Here is a 14,948-nt window from a genome sequence, read left to right as displayed (position 1 = left end):
CTGGAATCAATATACTCATCTATCGATTCACCAAAAGTAGTTACTGGTTTATAATGATCAAAAATATACCTCTTGTCTGGAATACAGAGATAGTACGCCCCCGGGGATTCAGAATATTTGATACATTGTCAAGGTGACGGATAAAATTTTCCTGATGTTCTATGCAATGTGACGAGAAAGCTGCATCAAATTATTCTCCTATTCATAACATTAGCACCTCGCAAAAATGATTATTTTATAAACATTTCCTTCTTGTTTAACTCAAACATTTCACCATACCATGACGGGTACATCTTTATGCCTCTAGACTTAACATAAATTTCATATTTTTTCCTGTAGAACATTACATCGTTTTCTTTTGCTGACACTATTGCAAATAAGTCTTTCCATATTTCTGCTTGTTCTGGATATCCATGTATAAGCAACAGTTTATCAGTATTTATTTCAAAGCATTTTTTTGCATATGTATATGCCTTCTCATCATTCAATCTTGCGTACGATTTAGCCAACATGACATAATCCATCTCTGCACCACGCTTTACTGAGAAAATATATTCTATACATTTTTCATATTCACCTCCCATATACAAATAGCAGCACTTCTCTCTCACAAACCATGGATTATGATTATATACAGGATTTAACTTTATAGCCGCATCCATAAACTGTACAGCCTTTTCGAAATCTTTCTTCCAATAATAACACCTTGCCAGTTCTCTATATGCCATAAAAGGTTTCTCTTGCATCATAGTTTTGCTATTAAGTAACATTATTGCGTCGTCCAAAAATCTTCTATCTATCAATAATTTTATCCTTTTAAGCAACCTTTCCCTTTTATCTGCACCAATCACAGAATCAGAATCCAACACCATATTATAAATACAGCTTTGCACACGTTCTACAAACGGCCTAGACTGTAATATATCCATAACTTTTCTATTATTATACAACGAAATACTATTCATAAAAGCTGCTTCAAAATCGATACAAGTTTGCCCATTCCACATCCCCATGCGTCTCTCATTGTAGAATAAATCCAATTCATCGTAACCAAGATTTTTTATATCATCATAGTTAAGTATGGACAGAAATTCTCTAGCCTTTTTGTATAAACTCTCATTTTGATCTAATAAGATTGCTTCAATTAAATCCTTGTTTTTTCTTTGAACATGCACCAATTCTGCATGAACAAGTCTCATATCTCCCATATAGTCATACGAAGGTATATACGCTCTACCTATTTCAGAAATTCTTGAATAAATTCGTATAGCATTTTTATCATGAAATTTTTCTGCTAAGAAATAGGCTAATTGTGGTATATGTTGTGGTATATCATTATTCATACAAGTGATTTCTCTAAAGCACCAATAGTTATTATATGTTTCATAGGAACTTGTAGGAATATCATACATTATGTAGTTCAACTTGTATCTATCTACAATCCGTTTTACTGAAGTGATATCATCTTTAAAAAAACCATTAATATCATAAGTATAGAATCTTATTTGATTTGCAAACTTACTACACATAATTAGAGCAAATCTAGAATCAACCCCCCCCTGTAATCTCCATGACTATATTACTACAAATACTTTTTAAAAAGTGTATCTGTTTTTGCATATTTTTTTGTATTTCTAAAACACATTCGCCTATACTCAATCCCATAAAAGGATTTTTATGATTCGGGAAAAATCTAACTAATCTTTTCTGCAACATATTTAAATAAAAATTAGGAATTCCCCAAAAAACATCCTTGTAAGATGTTTCATTTGTAATATATCCAAACCCTTTAGTTAGTCCCAATTGTTGATAAATCCTATCAATATCAGACTTCTCCATATCATTTGATAAAAAGGCGCATAGTTTTGACGAACTTGCCACTACATCACTCTTTATGGAATAACAATATGACATTGAATTTGATGGATCGCCATATATTCTTATCTCTTTATCACATAAAACTACGATTATATAACGCCCACATGTATTGTAAAGAATCCCTTCTAAGTCCTCAAATCGCTTTACATCTTCTAATTGAAATCCATCTAGGTTGTAAAATATTCCTATAACCCATAATTTCATTTTATCATTTTTGACTTCTTTTATCGTTTGCTCACAGTGTACAAAAAGACTATACTCACCATCTATGTTATACCTATCAAAATTTGGCAACACTACATCATTTTTAACAATATAGAATCCCCTATAATACAGATATCTCCCAGCTGAAAACATTTCTCTATGCACTCCTCTGCATCAAAATGACCAATTACACTCCCGTTTTACAATTCTGGCAGGAATACAGGCTAAAACGCAATTATTCTCCTCGAAAGGTTTATTTTCTGCCATTCATTTGCAGCCTCTTTAAATTTTAACGACAGCATTAAACATTCTGCCAAGCATCTTCTAGCCTCATAAGAATTTGGTTTTAATATGATTAATTTTCTAAACAAACTTTCACATGATAATCTATTTTTACCAGTTATAATCCGAGCATATAACCTTGCTATATCCTTATCAGATAGCAACTCCATACTTACTAATACTTCAAGTAATTCTTCACCTAATAGCAAAGCTTTCACCCCTTACCACACCGTATAATCCTATATAACATAACATTTATTTAAATCAATCATACTTTATTGGCACAACCTGCTAATCCGAGGCAAAAATCACATATACTTTTTTCACTCAATATGAAATTCTCCAAAATCAAACTGCCAGATGTACCTTTCTCAAAGAACGGTCTGCTAAAATAATCATCTGACGTAGTTCCTCCAAATATTTCAATCAAAGGCATGTCCAGCACAGTGGCCAGATGTGCAGTCCAGGAATCAGCGCTGACAATTAAATCCACCTGCATAAATACCGTGTACCAGAAGCCTGCCGTACCCGCTTCAAACAGGCAGGCATCAACTCCCTTTGCCAATTCAGTCTCGTTCATGCCAATCTGCACCACGCGGAATCCCGTCTTGTGCAACAGATTCACCATTTTCTCTGCCACTTCTTGTGGCAAATCTGACTGCTTCTGATCACCTGTCACCTGTAACAAGGCAATCTTTCCAGACAGTAGTTCTTTGACCTCCTTGCCAAGCTCTTTGGCCTCAGGCAAAAAGCGCTCCAACCTCTCACCGATAGGAAGTCGCAACTGGCTCAGAAGATATTCAACGATATTAAGCCTGTGATCCCTTTCAAAAGAATCTTTGGGACAAGTTCCTACAACAAGGCCAGATGAATCCGGCAGAGCAGCCACCTGCTCACAAGCCTTTCGATAAGCTGCCTCACTCTTTCCCTCAGCAGGAACAGCAATGAACAAAGGAAGTACCGCGAATGGCAACTGGAAATCTGACAACCACGGCAGATACTCTGCCGCCACATGCAATCTCAATTTCACTCCCTGTCTGTAAGCATGACAGGCCGCCTGAACTCCCACCAAAATCTCTCCAAGCGGGAATGGACATACCAACTCTATCCAAGGGCGCCAAGGTTTCGACACTGCAGGAAATTTTGCTATTCTGTAGGTCGGTTCATCCCAGCTCAAATTCGGGTTATAAAATGGATCATTAAAAAGTTCTCTGCCATGGCGATCCAGCATGACATGACGTGCTTTTCTCTCCATCTCCTGCCTTGCTATATCTCTGGGTTTATTCCAAGAATGACCTCTAGAAATTGACTCCAAATGGTAAAGAACTGCATGAGCATCAAAAACTACCTTCCAGCCATTTTTTCTAGCTCTCAAGCAAAGATCTACATCATTGAAGCTTTCCGGCAGGTTATCTTCATCCCAGCCCTGTACATTCTCAAAAGCTTCGCGCCTCATAAGCAAGCAAGCTCCAGTAACTGCAGAGCATTGTCTTGTAACCTTCAAAGCACCACAATATCCTGCAAGATCTCCCATGGTCCCCAAGCCAGGATGATGGGCTATTCTTACACCACGAAGTCCGATTCCGCCATGCTGCAATTTGCCGTTTCCATACAGCAGTTTCGCCCCTACAATACCTACCTTTTCCCTATTCAACTCCCTCACCATGCTTGCCAGCCACCCTGGCTCCATCATCTTGGTATCATTGTTAAGGAAGAGATAACAGTCTCCCTTAGATTTCTTTACACCAAAATTGCATATGCCAGAATGATTGAATGGATGGTCGTAGCGACAAACGCGCACATTTTTCCTTTTGCGCAATTCTTTAAAATATGTTTTAGTCTCCTGTTCTTCACTTCGGTTATCTATAATAATAATTTCGTAATTAGGATAATCTGTCACTGCCAGAATGCTTTCTACGCAGTCCTTTAAGATATCAACTTTGTCCTTAGTAGGTATTATTATGGAGACCATTGGTTCTGACACAGGCTTATCAGGCTTTACACATATATCACTTACCTTGAAAGGCTCTATGCTTTCATCACCTGCCAACTTTCTACAACTATAGCAGACATGGGGAATGTGATGTATCCTCTCCAGCTTCGTATGCTTCAGGAAACGCAGCGTCATATCGTGATCCTGACTGCCCTCATAACCAGGGCGGAATCCTCCCATATCCTTCAAAATTGAAGTCCTATAGACATCAAGATGAGCCACATTATTCCAGGAAGCAAAAATGATGGGATCAAAATCTCCTCCAAAACGGGGATTTGACCTGTGCCCCTCACCATCTATGTAATCCATGTCCGTATAGATCATATCCACTTCGCCATGAGATGTATTTATCTCCCTTGCCACGCAATAAATCGCTTCCGGCTGTAGGATATCATCATGATCCATCAGAGCAGTGAACTCTCCGATTGCCATTTCCAAGGCACTGTTCTCAGCCTTGCAGATATGCCCATTTTCGCTACGATAAACCACCTTGATACGGGCATCTTTCTTCCTGTACTCCTCTATGACTTTCCTCACATGAGGTTCACTGGATGCATCATCTGCCATGCACAATTCCCAACGAGGATAAGTCTGAGCCAAAACAGAGTCCAAGGCCAGACGGAAAAACTTTTCCTTGGGATTATAGACCGGCATGATAATGGATATGAGCGGCAGGTTTGCAAAACTTGCAATATCCTTGGCCATATCCGACCTGTCAAGCTCAGTAACCTGACCATAATTGCGAAGAAATTCATCATAAGGATTTTGCTTCACGGGCGCAGTCGGCTGAGGCTTGGCGGCTGATTGAGACTTGGCGGCTGGCTGAGGCTTGGCAGCTGGCTGAGGCTTGGTAGCTGGCTTTTTTAAAGGTGCTAGCACAGGTGTCTTTTCGGGTTCTGAAATTTTTTCCTTTGCCATAGACACAAGAGGAGCCACTTTCTGCTCTGAGCTATTGGTAGCTTTTTCTTCCGTTTTTGTCCTGGCCTGCAAATCAGAAGAAGATATGAAATCTGTTCCCTCCACATAACCATGGGCAAGGAGCCTTTTCCTAGCGGCACTGCCATCTTTCAACAACAACACCACCACTGGCTTATCTTCCATGCTTCGCAGAACTTCGGGACTGCAGACCGGCGAACCGTGCAGGAAACTACCACAATCGGAGCCATTATCGGCAATGAAAAAATCTCCGTCTCTCAACAGTTCCGGTTTCTTGAGATGCGCCAGATTTCCCTCCACCCATAGTGCTCTGCGCCTGTCACTGAGCAGTGCCTGAGAGTTTAGAACTGCAGCAGGCGCCGCCGCACTAGGCAGTGCTTCCTTTTTCGCATCTTCCTTTTTAGGCGCTTCTGCCTTAGGCGCTGCCGGAACTGCCTTCTGGGGCTCCTTCCTGACAGAAACAGGCAGTGCTTCTCCATCTTTTACAATCCTGGCCAGTCCATATTTGCCTGCATTCCACCGCAGGACCTGCCTGTATGTACCATTATCCATGGAAGAAATCAGGTCATCGCAAACAACCAAGCATTTCAAGGCAGTCAGATAGAGTTTTGCCAGTTCAAGCCCTGCCACTTTCTTATCCTTGAAAAGTACATCCGTAGTGATTCGCTTGCCCAGAGACAAATCAAGATGTACCCGTGGCTGGTCTACATACAAGAGCTTGTCACCAGAGAAGTTATCTTTAAACAACTGGAAATAATCTTCATCTTCCGTAGCCAGGAACAAATAGTCATATCCACCTGTGTTCATCAGATCTTTGCACCAGCCAAGCATCTGTTCTACGCTGGCATTATTGGCATTCTTTTCGTTACCAGCATTGGCTTCTTTCCTGTAATCCGTACCACGGATGATCACCCCAAGTATGCGTTGGCCGTCAGCTGCACATGAAACAGGCTTTACCTTATCCACCTCATTTTGAGCAGCTATTTCTATGCGCGCTTTTAGCTGCTCGGGGGCATGTTCCCTGACGAATTTCCAGGTTTTATCACTCAGGCAAGGCTGGCTGCTCCACCTGCCTGTAGCCAGACCTCTATAGTCAGCCTCACGCCACAAGGGATTTGAGCGCCAGTCGCTGACCAGCCAGCCACGTTCCTCCTGACGGGCACTGATGAGATTGGCACAATCTTCCGTTTCCTCAGGCCTTATATCGCTCAATGGTCTGAAAAGTTCTTCCCAGACATTGATCCCCGGCTCCCAATACTGACAGCAACCGGGCTGGGTAAGGTCTGCCACAGGCACATAGCCTTGCAGCTCTGCCTGATAAGCAAAGTTCATGACAATCTTGATGATATCTACCAGTCCCACACTGGCAAATTTATTGTCAAGTCGCACCACTACCTTATCATGATGCTTTTTGCCCGGATGTGAAAGGGACTTGCCCCACAGCATGCTATACATGATATTTATAGAATTATAAACAAGATTCTTTGATTCAGGCGCATGATCGCTATAGGCATTGTACTCTGAGGTCGTAATCTGCATAGAGGTGTGCCTGCAATTTTCTGGCAAATCATAGAAAGAACCGATTACTTTCACGCGTTCCTGCTCCTTGCCCCAGACAGCCAATTCTGCCAAAGGGTCAAGGAAATAGACCGACTTCTCTGGGAACTTGCTTAAAATATGCCTGGCTATGGCATACGTGTATTCCTCCAATTGCAAAAAGACATAACTGTCTGCCCAATCAAGCACAAAATCATTAGCATACTTTTCAAAGTCATATTCCCAGAAATCTACAGCAGGAATCCCCTGATAAATGCTGTTATCCCTGAGGCGATTGCGTGTCCAGTAAAGATAACCTGCCGTATTCCCCTCCACATCCAGTACGGGTACAATATCTTCCCGATGATTGACTTCAGCATGGAAATAGTCCCTTGCCTCCACAAACATGGAAGATGACAGGCTAAAACTTCTTTCGGAGCGAAAACGCTTGAACACTTCCTGTTTTTTTGTGCCATGTTCCAAAACCTGGCCCGTTTTCTCGCAAAACACGCAAATCCCTTTGCCATCTTTCTTGGTTGACTTGCCTGCAAACATTGCCTCTATCTGAGGATTAGTCCCAATAATCCTAATCATGTCATCGCTCCTAGAAAAATATATCTACCAGACCGCAATCACGGTCAGGAAATATCAAACATACTCACGCCATACATCATCAATTTTTTTGCAAATAACGCCAGGTTGCAACTCGAGCATATCCTTTTTGGCAGCCTGGAAATTTTCGATATCAGCTACAACTATCTCCGTACCCACAGGCACATCACGCAGCACTTCCAGTGGCTCCACCGATACGCCAACATCCTTGACCAGGGTGCCGACCTTTTTCTTATCCTTGTCAATAACACGAGAGATTGCCCAAGCCAGTTCTGGATGCGCCTTCAACATATCTGCCAGATGCGTGCACTCAGCATAGACAATCATACCTTCCCTGGTCTTGTCCACACAGGGGACATCAATACAACCGTTCTCGTCTTCCCCCAAAAGCTGCCTGCCCTCAACAAAATCAACATTCTCTATATAACCATAATCCCTGAGTTTCTCGCTAATCTTGGCATAATCACGGGACAGGATTATGATTTTGAATCTGCCACGTATATCCTTCAGCACATCTGGCACACAAATTGGCAGCCCTGCCTTGATGTGCCCACGCAGATTCACATCCTCATCAATAAAGAAATCCGTCTTCCCCATGAAGGGACGGTATTCCTGTATAAGATAATTGGCCCGCACACCCTTGGTACCCCAAAATACTTTACGCATATTGGCGCATTCAATAAGAAATTTGCGTCGCCATCTTTCGGCAGACTCCTTTCCTCTAAGCCTCTGCTTCTGCAAGACACTCATTTCATTACGCACCTTTACCACCGGCTTTGGTGCAGCAACAGTCGTGGCAGGCTTCTGTTTTGCCACAACTGTTTTTGCTGCAGCTGGTTTCGCTGGAGTTTTTATTACAGGCATAGCGGCATAGGCTTCATCAATATCCAAGCAGACCAGACCTGGATTCAACGCATATATTTCCTCAGCAATTTCTTCATAGTAGCGTATGGCAGAAATGGCAATCTTTGTTCCTGGTGCTATGCGCTTCAATACCTCAGGACTCTCTATGGTTCTCCCTGTACCCTGTTCCTTCTGCCCCCACCTCTTCTGGTCCTTGTCAAATACTCTGGCAATCCTTCCCTTAAGGTCAGGATGCCAGGCGAGCATATCCTCTAAGTGCGCTCCCACACCATACACTAGCATACCCCTGGCTTCAAATTGGCACATAAACGAGTATGCCTGATCAATATCTGGGCAAACCAAGCCGGCATTGATCTCATGCAGTTCTTTGACAATCTCACCATAATAGCGCAAAGCAGAAATAGCGACTTGCGTACCTGCAGGAAGCTCCTTCAGAACCTTGGGAGCCTCTACTTTGCAATCAAGGCCGTACACTTTTTGACCGATCTTTGCTTCATTCTTATCTACGACCCTGGCAATTCTACTGGCTAAGTCTTTATGCCAGGCAAGCATATCCTTAAGATGATCCCCTGCACCGTATATAATCAAGCCACCTTTTGGCATCTCTTTTGCTTTGGTCTTTTCATCTTCTCTGACGATTGTTTCTTTTGTTTCTTTTACTTCTTTTGCTTCCGCAGCTGCGCTATTGCCTGTTTCTGTCACTTTTTTTTCTTCAATCAAAGCTTTTCTCGCAACTTGCCTGTTCTTCTTCCTGGTACGCCTGCTCATTTATTTCTTCCTCCAAATCAGCTGTCATTCATTCCATTGATTTTGACACAATGGCCTTTCGACCCATAGACTCATACGTCATGCCAGCAGACTCTGCCTCTGCCAAACTATAACAGTTCCTGCCATCCAGCACGATGGCCCTCTCCATATTCTTCTTAAATCCTTCCAGCGGGTACTCCTTGACCTGAGGCCAGTCTGTCAGTATCAGGCAAAGTTTCGCACCTTTTAAGACCGTATCTATATCCTTGCAATACTTCACCTGAGTAGGATAAAGTTCCTTGAACCGCTCCATACCAATGGGGTCATAAACCCTCACTATAGCCCCTTCCTCCAGCAACATAGGTACATTGGTGAGAGACGGTGCCTCTCTCAAATCATCTGTGCCAGGCTTGAAGGTAAGCCCTAGCACAGCCACTGTGACACCTTCCAAATCCTCATAGTACTTATGAGCCTTGCGAATCAGCTTCAACTTCTGGTGGTCATTGATCTCAATGGCCGCCTTGACAGTCTTCAGCTCCTGCTCATGATAGTCAGATAGCCAGTGCAAAGCTTTGGTATCTTTTGGAAAACAAGACCCGCCATAACCTATCCCTGCCCGCAGGAACTTGCTGCCAATGCGCTTGTCGTAGCCCATGCCTTTGGCTACGTCCTCGATATCTGCCCCGATTTCCTCGCAAAGGTTAGCGATTTCGTTGATGTAGCTTATCTTGAGCGCCAGGAAATCATTGGAAGCATACTTGATCATCTCTGCACTGCGGCGGTTGGTGATGATCTTCGGGGCAGCGAAATCCTTGTAGAGTTCCGTGAGCTTTGCTTTGGAGTAGTCATCCTCCACCCCCATGACGATGCGTGAGGCATGGAGAGTATCGTGCACCGCCGTACCCTGCGACAAAAACTCCGGGTTAGATGCTACATGGAGTGGGGCTGCCCCCTCCACTCTATGCTCTTTGATAAGCTTTTCGATTCGTTCATTGGTGCCGATGGGGACAGTGGATTTCACTACCACCACGCACTCACGTTCTGCGGTCTCCGCTATCTGCATGGCCACGGCGTAGACGTAGTTCAGATTGGCGGAGCCATCCCTTTTCTCCGGGGTACCCACGCCGATAAAGATGATTTCTGCATCCTTGTAGGCACTGGCATAATCCGTGGTGTAGGTCAGGCGCTCCTTGTTCTTTTCCATCAGGGCATCCAGGTCTTTTTCGTAGATCAGGGCCTTGCCGTAGCGGTTCAGGCTGTCGATTTTCTGCTTGTCCACATCCACACAGGTTACCTGGTGGCCGTGCTCGGCCAGGCAAACGGCGGTGACGAAACCGACATAGCCGGTGCCAGCGATTGCTATTTTCATGGTGTATTGCTCCTTTTTGCCTTTAAGGAGAGGGTGCGACGACTAGTCCCCCCTTCCACCGGCTTCGCCGGTCCCCCTTCCCCGTTTCACGGGGCAGGCTTTTAGTTTTGTCTTGCTTGATGGTTTTCTCTCAGTAAGGGAAAATAGTAGTTGTTGTAATAGTCATCTTCTGTGTAGGCATTTCCTTGCCAGCGAATCCTGTTTTCTGCTATACCCATTTGAATGAGCATGGCCTTGATTTCCCTGGCTGCTTTTTCATTGATGACGGCAATCAGAAGGGCATCGAAGTCCATCTTTTTTAGGTCTTCAACTAGTTGCACGGGGAAGTCCGGGGTTTTAAGTTCCTTGGCTCTTTTGTCCACTATACCTACGGGCTTGAGGTAGTTTTGCCGCTGCAACTGGCGGTAGAAGGACTGGCCGGATTCTCCGGCGCCGTAGATGACGGTTCTCTCTCCCTCTTGGAAAAGATGATAGGGGAAGATGTATGACTGGCCCTCATTGGTTCCTCCCGCGCCTGCCTTCAGCAGATGATAGTGATGGAAATACCAATAGGCAAAATAGCCTTGCTCACCGTAAATATCCTTGAAGGCTTGGCGGATTTCTTCCTCACTGCCCTCCAGCAGGCCCTGGCTGTGGTAGCCTTGCTGAATGAAGGAGGGGTCAGTGTCGATAATGGCAAACTCCCGAACTTTGTCCTGTACTTCCGGTTTGTCACTGAACCACGGGATGTCACCCATATAGGTATCCAGTGCCTTTATCTTCGCTGCAATATTTTTGGCCTGCATTGCGATAAATTTGGCATCCCGCTTTTTTCTGGTCACAGATGTGACAGGACGGCGGTAGATGTAGAAGATGTCCGGAATCCATAGGTAGATTCTGGCATAGAAGATACAACGGAACAGGAAGATGGCATCCTGCCCCGGCACTAAGTTTTCCTCGAAGCGTATGTGATGCTTGTCCAGGAAATCCTTTCTGAAAAGCTTGTTCCAGATGGTGCCGTAAAGTTTCCGTCTGCCCCAAAGCTCCACGCGATAGGCCTTGTCTTCGTTTATCAGCACTGGCTTTTCTGAGGCTGACATATCGTCAAAGAGAATGGTGCGGAATTCGTCTGTTGTCCTTATCTGCTCCTGATCTCCCTGGGGTATCAAACAACCTGGGGAATGAACTACCTCCGCGCCGTACTTTTCGGCCGCCTTATGCATGATTTCCAATGTCTCCGGCATATAGAGATCATCACTGTCCAAAAAGGCAATGTATTTGCCCTTAGCGTGCTCAAGGCCCGTGTTTCTGGCGCCACCTGCTGTCTTGTTGTTTTCATGGCGATACAGGCAGACATTGTCATTTTCTCCATAAAGCCTGTTTACCAGTTCCCAGCTGCCATCCGTTGAACAGTCATCTACCACTATGATTTCGAAATCCTGAAAAGTCTGAGCTAGTACGCTATCAATAGCCTCCTGCAGATACTTCCTTGTATTGTACAGGGGCACAATTACGGATATTTCCGGCATATGACCTCTCCCTCATACTTCTTTCAGCAGTCGATAATCTATAAATCCTGTCCGCCATCTCCCACGATGATAGGCGAAGTACACGGTAGTCAGCAGTTCCCCCACATAGCCAAGGTACCTGTCCGGGCGGGGAGTCCCTTTCCCCTTGTAATGCTCCTGCATCCCCTGCAGCACCTTGAACATGAATTTACAATAGTCAAGATAAATATCTCTCTTTGCGATAACCATGTTATTGGGAAAATGAATCTGCCCCTCCAAGAAATCCCTTGAAAACTTTGCCAGCTCAGAATCTTCACTCTCTATCAATCTGAGCATTGTTTCATAGTCCAGCTCATCCATGGTGGTGACTGGTAGGTTCGCAAAGTATTCCCGCACGCTTGGAAAAGTAAGGCGTGGGCGGGTAAGAAGGACGTCTATCTCCCCTTTGGCTATAGCCCCCTGCACTTCCGCAGGCAGCACAAAATGCCTGCGGTAATGGCATAACCCCAGGTACTTAGTCTGCGGTGCTTTCTGCCACAGCCAGTATGCAACTGTCAGTTCCGAGTAAAGGTTATTATAAAGAGAGATATTTCTCCCTTCATCATCATATGCCAGTTCTCCAGAGCGCTGCCCCTCATAGGCCGCGGCTCCTCCCAGCACGGTGTGTACATAGCCCGGCAGGCCCTCACGGCTGACCAGGGCATCCTTGGCAGAAGTGGCCATGGCTATGTAAAGGACATTTTCCTCAAGCCTTGAAGCAGACTTTGCCAAATCTTTTATGCCACCCCAGCCCTCGAAAAAATTTCCCTGCACATAACTACGCACCTTTGCCATATCCTCTGGTGATAAAGGCACTTGAGTCATGGGGTAAAAAGTGAACTTTTCTTCCGGATGCTCACTAGCAGCGATTTCCAGCATGGAATAGTCATGGGGATTGCGCCTTACCGTTAATTCCGAACAAGCGGTGCTGATTTCCCTTATTCCCTGCTCTCCCAATAATTCCGTCATGCGATGGAGGCCAATAACCCGTTCCGGCCTTCTCCCCAGCTTCTCCAGCAGGGAAACGACTTCCCCATGATATTTTTCCTGCAAAGCCAGATGTACCTCTGCCTGCGGGAATTTTGCCAAAGCCGGCTCAATTTCCAGACAAGGCCTTCCGCAGTAAGTGTCTCCCTGGCCGTTCATGGTGGTCACAGCAAAACACATGACCTCTCCCGCCTGTTCCTTTCGGGACAGGTAGCGGAAGTACTCCTCTGCAATCAGACCTCTGCCATAGAGAATGAGTTCATGCTTAAGCTGATTTTCCGGGTTCTCCATATCCACCGCTCCTTTTATCTCACTATGAGATTATATAAAGATTTTCTGCTTCTGTCAACTCATGTTGAGATATCAGATGAAAGTCCTATCCCTAAATGAGATAATGTACTCAAGGGAGGTGTTGGACTTGCAGAATAAGCTCGCAGAGCTGCGAAAAGAGCGGAATATGAGCCAAAAAGAATTCAGCAAGATTTTCAACGTAGCACAGAATACTATCTCCCAATGGGAACAGGGCAAGCGGAACATGGATACGGAAATCCTCCTGAAGCTGGCGGATTTCTTCCAGGTTACTACTGACTATCTGCTGGGTAGGAGCGGAGCTGTCTCGCGTCCTGCGGGGACCTTTGCACTCTCGGCTTCTGAGGAACTGCTGGTCAAGAAATACCGCACCCTGCCACCCTTGAGCCGGGAAACCGTGGACACCGTGCTTGATTCCCTGTATGTCAAAGAACAAGCTTGCAGACAAAAAAAGAGCACGGCTTCATAATCCGCCGTGTCAAATAAAGAATGGCCATCAGCAAATCTTTTAGACTTGCCGATGGCCATTTTGCTATGCTTTTTAGGGCTCGTTGATTAAATGAGCTTGGCCCAGATTTGCGGGGATTGGCTGTCCATTGCAAGGCGACAAACCGGAGGCATAGCGGGGCTATGTCGAGGATTTGTCAACGAAGCAGGGACAGTCAAGACCCGTGAAGATGGGCTGAGTGAATTAATCAACACGCCCTAATCTTTCGGATGATACTCCCCATCAAGGATTTCAGTTTCATTGAAGAAGATATGAATCTCCCTCTGGGCGTTCTCCGGGCTGTCAGAGGCGTGGACAGCATTGCGGCTGCCGCTGGAAGCGTAGAGCTTCCTGATGGTTCCCTCCTCAGCATCCTTGGGGTTGGTCTTGCCATGGAGCTGCCGCACCCGGGCAATGGCATCTTCTCCCTCCAGCACGATGGCGATAAGGGGAGCAGAAGTCATGAAGCCCACCAGATCCTCATAATAATACTGGCCGATATGCTCAGCATAATGGATGGAAGCCAGGCGCTCGTCCATCTTCATGAGCTTCATGGCCACAATGCGGAAGCCTTCCTCCTCGTAGCGCTTGATAATGTCACCGCTGTAATGCTTGGCAAAGGCATCGGGCTTGATCAGGACTAAAGTTTTCTCCATTAGTACAACTCCTTACTTTTCAAATTGCTGCTTCTATTACAAGATTTCAGCCTTGTATTTTTGCGCCATCTTGGCATAATTATCGGCAGACTCCTTCAGGGCTTCTATTTCATCCTCACGCAAGCCGCGTATGATCTTGGCTGGATTGCCAAAGACCAGGGAATTGGAAGGAATCTTCTTGTGCTGGGTAATGAGGCTGGCGGCACCGATGATGACATTATCCCCAATATCAGTGTACCCCAGAACAATGGTCCCCATGCCCACCAGGCAGTTGCTGCCTATGCGCCCGCAATGGATGATAGCACCGTGGCCGATGGTGACCCCATCGCCAATAATTGTAGGCTTGTCCCCCATGACATGGACGATGGCATTATCCTGCACATTGGTGCCCTTGCCGATGATGACAGGCTGGAAGTCTCCACGCACCACAGCACCGAACCAAACGCTGCTGTCATCTCCTATGGTAACATCCCCTGCCACGGTGGCTGTGGGGGCTACGAAGACATTCTCGCCCAGTTTCGGCATGATGGAATTGTATGGTAAAATGTTGCCCATATGCTCC

11 protein-coding genes are annotated in these 14,948 nt (G+C 45.2%); 1 reads left to right on the top strand and 10 read right to left on the bottom strand.

What is annotated here, in order from left to right; all coding sequences use genetic code 11:
- Positions 1-230: 230 nt before the first annotated feature.
- The 8 genes from P159_RS0109235 to P159_RS0109205 form a co-directional block, all read right to left on the bottom strand.
- Positions 231-1,343, bottom strand: coding sequence for a tetratricopeptide repeat protein (locus P159_RS0109235; RefSeq protein WP_185753689.1), 1,113 nt, complete (start codon positions 1,341-1,343; stop codon positions 231-233).
- A 205-nt stretch (positions 1,344-1,548) separates the two neighbouring features.
- Entirely contained in the window at positions 1,549-2,235 is a 687-nt protein-coding gene (locus P159_RS0109230) for a hypothetical protein (protein ID WP_029543464.1), read from the bottom strand.
- 71 nt (positions 2,236-2,306) lie between these two features.
- Positions 2,307-2,573 (bottom strand): hypothetical protein, encoded by a 267-nt coding sequence (locus P159_RS20625; protein WP_185753688.1) that lies wholly within the window; start codon positions 2,571-2,573, stop codon positions 2,307-2,309.
- A 59-nt stretch (positions 2,574-2,632) separates the two neighbouring features.
- Entirely contained in the window at positions 2,633-7,423 is a 4,791-nt protein-coding gene (locus P159_RS19420) for a glycosyltransferase (RefSeq protein ID WP_080705963.1), read from the bottom strand.
- Between the two features lie 54 nt (positions 7,424-7,477).
- The gene (locus tag P159_RS0109220; protein ID WP_080705962.1) at positions 7,478-9,025 is read right to left on the bottom strand and encodes a hypothetical protein; all 1,548 of its coding nucleotides are present in this window, start codon (positions 9,023-9,025) and stop codon (positions 7,478-7,480) included.
- 76 nt (positions 9,026-9,101) lie between these two features.
- Positions 9,102-10,421 (bottom strand): UDP-glucose/GDP-mannose dehydrogenase family protein, encoded by a 1,320-nt coding sequence (locus P159_RS0109215; RefSeq protein ID WP_029543458.1) that lies wholly within the window; start codon positions 10,419-10,421, stop codon positions 9,102-9,104.
- Positions 10,422-10,522: 101 nt separating this feature from the next.
- Positions 10,523-11,929 carry a glycosyltransferase family 2 protein gene (locus tag P159_RS19415; RefSeq protein ID WP_029543457.1) on the bottom strand — a complete coding sequence of 469 codons (1,407 nt, stop codon included), beginning with the start codon at positions 11,927-11,929 and terminating at the stop codon, positions 10,523-10,525.
- A 12-nt stretch (positions 11,930-11,941) separates the two neighbouring features.
- Positions 11,942-13,225 (bottom strand): DUF4422 domain-containing protein, encoded by a 1,284-nt coding sequence (locus P159_RS0109205; RefSeq protein WP_029543456.1) that lies wholly within the window; start codon positions 13,223-13,225, stop codon positions 11,942-11,944.
- Between the two features lie 127 nt (positions 13,226-13,352).
- Here P159_RS0109205 and P159_RS19410 point away from each other — a divergent pair, with 127 nt between their 5' ends.
- Positions 13,353-13,712, top strand: coding sequence for a helix-turn-helix transcriptional regulator (locus P159_RS19410; RefSeq protein WP_051650273.1), 360 nt, complete (start codon positions 13,353-13,355; stop codon positions 13,710-13,712).
- Between the two features lie 236 nt (positions 13,713-13,948).
- Here the strand turns inward: P159_RS19410 and ndk are convergent, their stop codons facing one another.
- Positions 13,949-14,386: a nucleoside-diphosphate kinase gene (gene ndk, locus P159_RS0109195; RefSeq protein ID WP_029543453.1), complete on the bottom strand. Its 438-nt coding sequence runs from the start codon at positions 14,384-14,386 to the stop codon at positions 13,949-13,951.
- 36 nt (positions 14,387-14,422) lie between these two features.
- On the bottom strand, positions 14,423-14,941 hold the full coding sequence (locus P159_RS0109190) for a gamma carbonic anhydrase family protein (protein WP_029543450.1): 519 nt from the start codon (positions 14,939-14,941) through the stop codon (positions 14,423-14,425).
- Between the last annotated feature and the right edge of the window lie 7 nt (positions 14,942-14,948).

This window comes from Selenomonas sp. AB3002, from assembly GCF_000702545.1.
Lineage (GTDB): Bacteria > Bacillota > Negativicutes > Selenomonadales > Selenomonadaceae > Selenomonas_B > Selenomonas_B ruminantium_A.
This window is presented reverse-complemented; position numbering and strand designations above follow the sequence as displayed.